The 10,413-nt window shown below is 39.1% G+C and carries 3 protein-coding genes; 2 read left to right on the top strand and 1 reads right to left on the bottom strand.

Features of this window, described 5'->3' with window-relative positions; all coding sequences use genetic code 11:
- The coding region (locus tag GQR60_RS18985; protein ID WP_124994453.1) for a hemoblobin-interacting domain-containing protein at positions 1–7,938 on the top strand (7,938 nt) is incomplete at its 5' end.
- A 239-nt stretch (positions 7,939–8,177) separates the two neighbouring features.
- A complete protein-coding gene (locus GQR60_RS18980) occupies positions 8,178–8,885 on the top strand; it encodes an energy transducer TonB (protein WP_124994452.1) in 708 nt (235 codons plus the stop codon).
- A 78-nt stretch (positions 8,886–8,963) separates the two neighbouring features.
- Here the strand turns inward: GQR60_RS18980 and rocD are convergent, their stop codons facing one another.
- Positions 8,964–10,313 carry an ornithine--oxo-acid transaminase gene (gene rocD / locus GQR60_RS18975; RefSeq protein ID WP_306599147.1) on the bottom strand — a complete coding sequence of 450 codons (1,350 nt, stop codon included), beginning with the start codon at positions 10,311–10,313 and terminating at the stop codon, positions 8,964–8,966.
- Between the last annotated feature and the right edge of the window lie 100 nt (positions 10,314–10,413).

The following is a 10,413-nucleotide window of genomic DNA, read 5'->3' as shown; positions in this document are numbered from 1 at the left end:
CCAACAGATGCTGCTGTTGATTCTGATTTTGATATTACTTTTACAGATGATGCAACATGGAGAACCGGCATCAGTGAAATTCGATATGGCACCGATGTTCTTCCTGTTGGAGCTTATGATAAGACAAGTGCGGATGCAATCACCATTAAGCCGTCTCAGTCAGGATTTTTGCAAACTCCCGGAACAAAGAATCTGACCATTGTGTCCAGTGGATATTCGGATGCTGTTGAATCTTTGGAGATGAAGCATGGTGCTGCAACAAAGTTTGTTATAACTACTCAGCCGACTGCTCCGGCTTCCAATGGCGGAGTTTTGGGAACACAGCCTGCAGTGAGCCTGCAGGATCAGTATAGCAATACTTGCACAAGCGATGGAACAAGTTCTGTGGGAGTTGTTGCCAGTGGGGCGAGTTGGGTTTTGGGCGGAACAACGCCTCAAACAGCATCATCGGGAGTCGTGACTTTTTCTGGTTTAACAGGGAGCAGCGTTGTTGCTGTTACCGGAGCTGCAATCACTTTTTCTTTGGATGGATTTTCCCTGATCTCCGATCCATTTGATATTCCAGTCAATGCTCATCCAACACTTTCAGTGCCAACAGATGCTGCTGTTGATTCTGATTTTGATATTACTTTTACAGATGATGCAACATGGAGAACCGGCATCAGTGAAATTCGATATGGCACCGATGTTCTTCCTGTTGGAGCTTATGATAAGACAAGTGCGGATGCAATCACCATTAAGCCGTCTCAGTCAGGATTTTTGCAGGTTCCCGGAACAAAGAATCTGACCATTGTGTCAAGTGGATATGCTGATGCCGTTGAATCTTTGGAGATGAAGCATGGTGCTGCAGCTAATATTGTAATGGTTACTCAACCAACATCTCCGGCTTCCAATGGAGGTTTATTGGGAACACAGCCTGTAGTTAAATTGCAGGATCAGTATGGTAATGACTGTACGGGTGATGGTGCAACACAGGTAATTGCAGCCGCTGATGCTTCCGGAGATTGGACTTTGGGGGGGACAGGCACTACTGTTTCTGCGGTAGGAGGAACTGTTTCGTTTTCCGGACTTACGGGAAGTAGTAATTTGGTTGTTAGTGGGGCATATTTAGTTTTTTCATCAGGCAGCTTGCCAACGCTCAATTCTGCTCCTTTTGATATTCCAGTCAATACTCCACCAACACTTACTGCTGCTACAGGAGCAACTGTTGATGATGTTTTTGAAATTTCATATTCAGATGACTCTAGCTGGGAATCAAGTATTGATTCGATTCGATTTAATGGAACAACTATATCTGCAAGTGCATATTCTATAAATTCAACAACAAATAAAATTGTTTTTACACCTTCGGTAGATCCTTCACTGCAAACTGCTGTATCTGCCAGCTTGGAAATTTTTGTTGATAGCTACAGTCCTGCGAGTACAACCCAAAATATAGGACATGGTGCAGCAACTAAAATAGTTGTACAAACAGAACCTGTACCGTCCGGTGTGAATGGAAGTCTATTTACCATGCAGCCTGTTGTTGCTATTCAGGATCAATATAGTAACATTTGTACTTCGAATAGTACTGTTTCCATTACTGCCGGTGAAAATGATCCTGTTAACTGGACTTTGGGTGGAACTCCAATGGGCACTGTTGCGTCTGGAGTATTAAACTACACTGATTTATCTGCTAGCAGCGATGCTGCAGTTACAGGAGCTTATATTTCTTTTACAGCATCTGGATTAACAGGAGTAGCCTCGGCAACATTCGATCTGGGATTAAATTCACCTCCTGTATTAACAGCAGCTTCAGGTGTGACCGTTGATGGTGCATTTACGGTAACTTTTGCTGATGAAAACAGTTGGCAAAGTAAAATCAGTAGTATTAGTTATGGTGGTACAGAGATTGATGCTTCTGCTTACAATAAACTAACAAGTGGACAAATAATATTTGATCCATCCTTATCAACAGCATTGCAAACTGCAGGAACACAAGATTTCGTTTTTATTGCTGCAGGATTCTCAAATGCAGCTTTATCACAAACGATCGGTCATGGTGTACCTACCTCAATTAAAGTAAGTGTTGAACCAACAGCACCAACAAGCAATGGTGGTTTATTGGTGCAGCAACCAGTTGTTATTAGTCAGGATCAATATCTTAATTCATGCACTTCAGATAATGCAACGGCAATATCTGTAGTGAAGGGTGATACTGGAAACTGGTCGTTGGGTGGCTCACCCAATCAGACTTTAGTGGGAGGATCATTTACATATACTGATTTGTCGGCTACAAGCGATGCACCGGTTATTGGAGCTTATTTAACTTTTTCATCTGCTGGTTTTGCGGATGTTAATTCTGCAACTTTCGATATTCCTGTAAATGCTTCACCTGCTCTTTCTCCCGCAAATAATGCTACGGTTGATGGAGAATTTCAGATCACTTTTACAGATAATGCAACATGGAGGGGAAGTATAACTGATATTACATTTGATGGCAATTCTATTCCGGCATCAGCCTATGATGCCACCAATGCAACTCGAATTATTTTTAAGCCTGTTGAATCAAATATATTACAAACTGCAGGCACAAAAGAAATCATTGTTATTTCCAGTGGCTTTGCTAATGATACTTTAAGTCAGGTGCTTGAGCATGGGGTTGCTGATGAGCTGTTCATGTTTACACAGCCAGTTGGTCCTTCAGGCAATGGAGGTCAGCTTGCTACCCAGCCAGTAGTTCAATTACGAGATCAATACGCAAATATTTGTACTACAGATAATACAAGTACTATTTCGGAAACAACCAGCGGTGGAACCTGGACGTTGGGAGGAACAAGGGGATTAACTGCGGGTTCAGGAGTATTTACTTATACAGATTTAACGGCAAGTAGTAGTGTTGAACTGACTACAGCCAGCATTACTTTTTCATCAGGAGTTTTAACCGATGTTGTATCTGCTGCGTTTACAATACCCTCTTTGGATTCATCACCAACACTACTTGCTTCTTCAACAGCAACAGTAGATGCAGGTTTTGAAATAAGTTTTGGTGCAAATGCAACTTGGCAGCTTGCCATTGATTCGATTAAGTACAACGGGAATTTAATAGCAGCAAGTGCTTATGATAAGACTCAATCCGGGAAGATTATTTTTGATCCGGCATTAGATTCTGATTTACAGATTTCGGGAACAGCTGATATGATAGTTTATGCCAGAGGATATGATAATGCGAGTGTATCACAACAAATAAAGCATGGTGTGGCTACTGATATGGTAATTGTTTTGCAGCCGACAGCTCCTGTTGAGAATGGAGCATTGCTAGCTAATCAACCAGTGTTAACACTTCGGGATCAGTATGCGAATGATTGTACGGGTGAAAATACAATTGAAATAACTGCAGCAAAAGGGGATGCAAATGTTTGGACTTTAGGAGGAACGTTGGTGAAAAAAGTAACCAATGGTTCAGTTAGTTTTACTGATCTGACAGCATCAAGCAATGCAGCTGTTACAGGAGCCTTTATTGCTTTTTCTACAACCGGATTAGCAACGGTAAATTCAAACACATTTAACATTCCTGATTTAAGTGCTTCGCCGGTATTAACTGCTGCAGATGCTGTTACCGTTGATTCAGATTTCGACATTACTTTTACTGATAATGCGGTCTGGAGAAGTCAGATTACTGAAATTAGATACGGAACTCAAGTATTGCCTGTCGGAGCATACGATACTTCAACAGCAGGCGTAATAACTTTTAAACCTGCAGAATCGCCAATTCTACAAACGGTAGCCAGCGAATATATTTTTATTACTTCTACCTCATTTTTGAAAGATTCTGTTCTGCAGGCAATTGGTCATGGTGCAGCAACATCTATTGCAATAACAACTCAACCACAACAGCCTGCAAGCAATGCGGGTTTGCTACAAACCCAACCAGCTGTTAAAATACAAGATCAATATTTAAACGATTGTACTACGAACAGTGTACAAATAATTAATGCAAATGCAACAGGAGGAAGCTGGGTAGTAGAGGGAACTACTTCGTTAATGGTAACTAATGGGATTGTTGATTTTACCGATTTGACCGCCAGAAGTACGGATCTGGTATTTGATGCAACAATCACTTTTTCTGGCACAGGACTAACAAGCCAGGAGTCGGCGACATTTATTATTCCAGCACCTCTTATTGCTCCACCTCTTATTGCCTCAACAACTGCAACGGTTGATTCATTGTTTGATGTTACTTTCTCGGAAAATGCCGCTTGGCAGGGAGAAATTGATTCAATTTCTTATGGAGGAAACTTGCTGGCAACTGATGTTTATGACAAAAGTCAAGCAGGAAAAATTGTTTTTGATCCTTCAAAAAGTACTGAATTACAAGTAACTGGAACGAAAGAAGTTTTAGTTTATTCAAGAGGATATCAAAATGCAGCAGTCAATCAGGAAATTAAACATGGTATTCCGGATACTATTTTTATTGACAGGCAGCCAACGGCACCGTTAGTGAATGGTGGTAATTTAGATACACAGCCAAGGGTTTCACTTCGGGATCAGTACAACAATAGTTGTTCAAGCAACAGTACATTTGAGATTTCTGTCGAAAATGGAGATGCACAGGCGTGGACATTAGGAGGAACTTTAACTCAAACTGTTTCGTCTGGTGTGTTCACTTATAGCGATTTAAGTGCTTCAAGTGAGACAGCCATTGCCGGAGCTTTTTTGAAATTTTCCGGTGCAGGAGTGGCTTCAGTGAACTCAGATCCTTTCGATATTGTAGAGCTGTTAAATCCGCCTACTATTAATCCTGCATTTCTTGTAACTGTTGATGCCGATTTTGTATTAAACTTTTTTGCCATTGACGATGCCTGGAAAAACAGCATTACGACCATCACCTACGAGGGAGATACCTTACCTTCTTCTGCTTATACGATAGCTGCGGAATCAATTACTTTTCATATTTCACAGGAAGTATTGCTGCAGAAGGCAGGAACATTCACTATTGTAATCCATTCTTTGGGTTATACTAATGTAATTGTGGAACAAGAGGTTGGACACGGAGCAATTGCAGGTATGGAGATAACCCAGCAACCCTTAGCTCCATTAACCAATGGTGATGTTCTTGATCAGCAGCCTGTTTTGCAATTTTTGGATCAATATGCAAATGTATGCATTTCCGAAATTCAAAAGAGTATTGCTGTTGAAAAAAATGATAGCGGAGAATGGACTTTAGCTGGAACTGTTGAGCAAACAGCAACAAATGGAATTGTTACATTTACGGATTTGTCGGCATACAGCACGGCTCCGGTAAGTGGTGCTGAATTGAAATTTATTGCTGCGGATTTAACTGCAGTTGTCTCTGCACCTTTTGATATTCCGGATGTTAGCAGTTCTCCGGTTCTAAGCGTTGCAATTGGTGCAACTGTTGATAATCCGTTTAAAATTACTTTTACTGAGGATTCCGTTTGGAGAAGCCGTATTAATGTGGTGACTGTTAACGACAGTGTATTGAGTGCTGCGAGTTATAATGCGGGTCAGGCCGGAGAGTTGGAGTTGATTCCTTCTGAATCGGAGTTTCTGCAAAAAAGCGGATCATTTCAGATTATTGTGCAGTCCCGGGGGTATGCTCACGATACAGTTCAGCAGGAGATCAATCACGGTATAGCAGATAGTTTACTGATCACAACTCAGCCGTCAGATCCTGCAAATAATGGTGAATTATTATCTCGGCAACCTGTTTTAAAATTAAGTGATCAATATCTAAATGACTGTACCGGAGATAATCTTACGCAGGTAAATGTGGTTAAATATGATCAGAAAGCCTGGACTTTATCAGGAACTCTTCAAGCTCAATCGGTAAGTGGTGTAGTTAGTTTTACTGATTTAACTGCAACAAGCGAAATTGCAATCGACTCAGCTTACCTTCAGTTTTCATTCAATAAAGACACAGTAATTTCTGCTTTGTTTAAGATTCCTGTTCCGGTTATTGAGCTGACTGCAGCATTAAATGTGACAGTGGATAATGAATTCACAATACAGGCTAGTGACAATGCCAGCTGGAGGGATTCAATATCAGCCATATCATTTGCCGGCGAAACTTTAGTCGATACTTCTTACTTGATCGAAGCCGGAGGTATTACTTTCTATCCTGATAGGGATTCGATATTACAAATTGCAAGAACTGATACAATCATAATTGTTGCCAATGGATATGCAAATGCATTGGTTGAGCAAGAAATTGGACATGGAATAGCGACAGAAATGGTGATGATCGACCAGCCTATTGGTCCTGAAAATAACGGAGATACTCTCGCACAGCAACCCAAACTTCAATTGAAGGATCGGTATAAAAACAATTGTGAAAAAGACAATGTAACTCAAATTTTAGCTTCTAAATATTCCGATGGTTCGGAAGCCGATGTGGTTGATTTGTGGGATTTAGGAGGAACCAAAACCATAACTGCTGTTGGAGGTTTGGTAACTTATCTGAATTTGACTGCAACCAGTGAAAATCGGGTAGAAGGAGCGCGTTTGCTGTTTACTTCCGATGCATTACCGAATGTTGTTTCTGATAGTTTCGATATTGTAATTCCACCACCGCCGGTTATTGTGGGAGCTGTTGATGCTAATGTTGATGAAAGTTTCTATGTAGAATTTACTGATAACAAAACATGGCGGTCACTGATTTTTGATATCCGATATGGAATAAGAAGTTTGGAGGGAAATTACGATATCTCTGAGCCGGGGAAAATTACGTTTGATCCAACCGTGACTTCTATCCTTCAAAAATCAGGAGTTGATTCGATGTATATTTATTCCGGGAACTATGATACTGTCCGGTTTGAACAGACAATACATCACGGAAAGTCGAAATATCTGGTAATTGTTAAAGAGCCATCTGCTCCCCTCAAAAATGGAGAGGTATTGCTCAGACAACCACAACTTAAGTTGCAGGATCAGTTTCGAAATAATTGTGTTACCGATAATGAAACACCTGTAGCTGTTAAAAAAGGTGACGATGGAGATTGGTCACTTGCAGGAACTTTTACTCAGATTGCTGTTGATGGTATGGTTAAGTATACAGATCTAACTGCAACAAGTGAAAGGGAGGTGGAAGGAGCACGTTTGGAGTTTGAAGGAACAGGAATAATTCCTAAATTATCTCAGTCGTTTACAATTCCAGAACCGCAGGTCAATAGGGCAGGCGAAGCCAGGGCAAATCCTGAATTGGTTTGTTATGGTGCCAGTTCAAGTATTACCCTTGTTGGTTTTGATGGCCTTATTCAGTGGCAAAAGTACGATGAGTTGAATGATATTTACGAAGATGTTGCCGGCGAAACTTCTGAGATTTTTATATCTGATGAAGTGGTTAAAAATGCCAGATACAGAGCAATGGTTTCGAAAGATGGTTTTACAACTCAATACTCTAATTCTGTAAGTGTGAGTCCAATTGAGCCGCCTTTAGCTGATTTTGCATTCAATATTGATTACAATCGGGTTGATTTTACAAACTTAAGTGTTAATGCAACAGATATAGTTTGGGATTTTGGTGACGGAATCATTAGCAGTGAGTTTGAGCCAAGCCATTCGTTTGTTTTGGATAATGCAAATGGATCGGGGTATGTGGTTAGCTTAACGGCTTCGAACGATGCATGTCCTGATAGTAAAAAATCTCAGCAGGTATTCATTACAACTGGTATTGAGGATTTAATAGCAGAAACCGGGGTAGTGGTTTATCCAAATCCAAGTCGGGGAGAATTTTTCATCGAGATTTCAAATTCTGATCAGGATGGAATTTTGAGAATATTCGATCAGGCGGGGAAATTGGTTGCTGCCCGCAATATTGAGAATGGCCTTCGTGCAAATAGAATGGCTTTCGATCTGAAAAATCTGACGGGAGGTATCTATTTCTTAACAATCCAGTATCCTGATAAAGTGGTTCGAACAAAATTGATTATTCACTAAGAAACTTTAATAACTAATTAAGACAAATTACAATAGTTTTGAATTAATTTACTAACAGCAATTTTATTACATTTTGATCAAATTTGTAATGAAATTGCTGTTTTCTTATATAGTTTGATTTCCTTTTTGTTATTTTAATTTTATTTTGATTAGTATTATGTTGTTATATATTTGTTATTAAAGTTTTTTTAGCATAAATTTTCATACTCAATTGTAACCTACTAATCTAATAAGAGAAGATGAACAAAATTATTTTAATCGTGTTTTTAATTTTTTCAGGATTTCAGTTATGCGCACAATCTGAAAATTCAGGAGAAGCTGAAGAAGTTGTGGAAATAAATTTAGGGAATTTAATTATCCAGACGATTCCATCAGAGTTGATTATAGAAATTCCTAAATTAGGTATTGATGGAAATAAAATCCAGGACTCTATTATTTTAGAAGAAATAAATACGGGTGTTTATGATATAACTTTTATACTTAAGAAAAAAAAGTTTAAATGTTCTGTTGAGGTATTAAATCACAAAACAACCCATTTAATGGTGGATGTGAAAGAAAAAAAATCGGAATCCAAAGAAATTCAGTACATTCCTCACTTGCCAGATCCTATTCCAGTACCAGTAAATACAGGTGAAGTCTATGTTATCGTGGATGACATGCCCGAATTTCCAGGTGGTAATTTGGAATTACAAAGGTATATTGCAATGAGTGTTAGATACCCTATAGAAGCACAGCAAAAAGGAATAACTGGTAGAGTTTTTGTAACATTTGTTATAAACAAGGACGGGAGGGCTGTAGGTGTCAGGATTATTAGATCTGCAGATCCACTTCTTGATGCTGAAGCAATTCGAGTTGTGCGTTGTATGCCAGAATGGAAACCAGGAAGACAAGAAGGTGAATTAGTTAATGTATCGTATACAATTCCGATTACTTTTGATTTGCAATGATATATATATTTTTACGGTAGTTTATAATAAAAAAAGGCTTTCCATCGGAAAGCCTTTTAAATTTTATTGAGAATTTTTTTATTCGAATTCAGCCATTGTTTTCTTAATGATATCAATAGCTTCTCTCAATTGTTCTTCGTTAATTGTCAGTGGAGGCGCAAAACGGATAATATGACCATGAGTTGGTTTTGCAAGCATTCCGTTATCGCGTAAACGCATGCAAACATCCCATGCTGTTTTACCACCTTTAGGTTTGATTACAACTGCGTTAAGTAATCCTTTACCACGAACAAGTTCAATCATGTCTGATTTAACCGCCTGTAATTCTTCACGGAAGATTTTACCCATTGCTTCAGCATTTTCAGCTAATTTTTCTTCTTTAACAACGGTTAATGCCGCCATTGCTACTTCGCAGGCGATTGGGTTACCACCAAATGTAGAACCGTGCTCACCTGGTTTGATGCATAGCATGATTTCATCATCAGCCAATACCGCAGATACAGGCACAACACCACCTGAGATTGCTTTTCCAAGAATTAATACATCAGGGCGAACACCTTCATGATCAACCGCTAATAATTTACCTGTTCTGGCAATACCGGTTTGAACTTCATCGGCAACAAATAGTACATTATTTGCTTTACAAAGATCTGATGCTTTTTTCAAGAAACCATCCTCAGGAACGTAAACTCCGGCTTCACCTTGAATTGGTTCAACAAGGAATGCACATACATTTGGATCTTTCAATTCTTTTTCAAGAGCTTCAATGTCGTTGTAAGGAATTACAACAAAACCTGGAGTGAAAGGCCCGAAACCTTTGTATGAATCCGGATCGGTCGACATAGAAATTATAGTAATTGTACGTCCGTGGAAGTTCCCGTCGCATACAATAATTTTTGCTTCGTTGTCAGGAATACCTTTTACATCATATCCCCAGCGACGCACTAATTTAAGTGCAGTTTCGTCGGCTTCGGCACCGGTATTCATTGGCAATACCTTGTCGTATCCAAAATATTTAGTTACAAATTCCTCGTATTTACCTAAGTTGTTGCTGTAAAAAGCGCGAGAGGTAAGAGTCAGTTTTTGAGCTTGTTCAATTAAAGCGTTCACAATCTTTGGATGACAGTGACCTTGATTAACGGCAGAATATGCAGACAAAAAATCAAAATATCTTTTCCCGTCAGTATCCCAAACATATACACCTTCTCCACGTTCAAGAACTACTGGAAGTGGATGATAGTTGTGAGCACCAAATTTGGATTCCTTCTCCATGTAATCTTTCGCAGTCATGGATGTTGTTGCATTTGTCATAATTACAATGTTTAAAAGATTTGTTTGTTTGGATTGAGTTCTTGCAATCCAGTATGCCAAATTTGCAATTATTTTTTTATAAACCAATACTTTTGAGATATTTTTTAATCTTTCCAATAAAATTAATTTGAAAGAAAACTCTTATCATAAGGTCATTTATTAAAATGTGTCTGATTTTATGATTAGGAGTTAGAGCTGTTCTCCCAATGAAAACAGT

Origin of the sequence: Labilibaculum euxinicum (assembly GCF_009795715.1) — a bacterium.
GTDB lineage: Bacteria > Bacteroidota > Bacteroidia > Bacteroidales > Marinifilaceae > Labilibaculum > Labilibaculum euxinus.
This window is presented reverse-complemented; position numbering and strand designations above follow the sequence as displayed.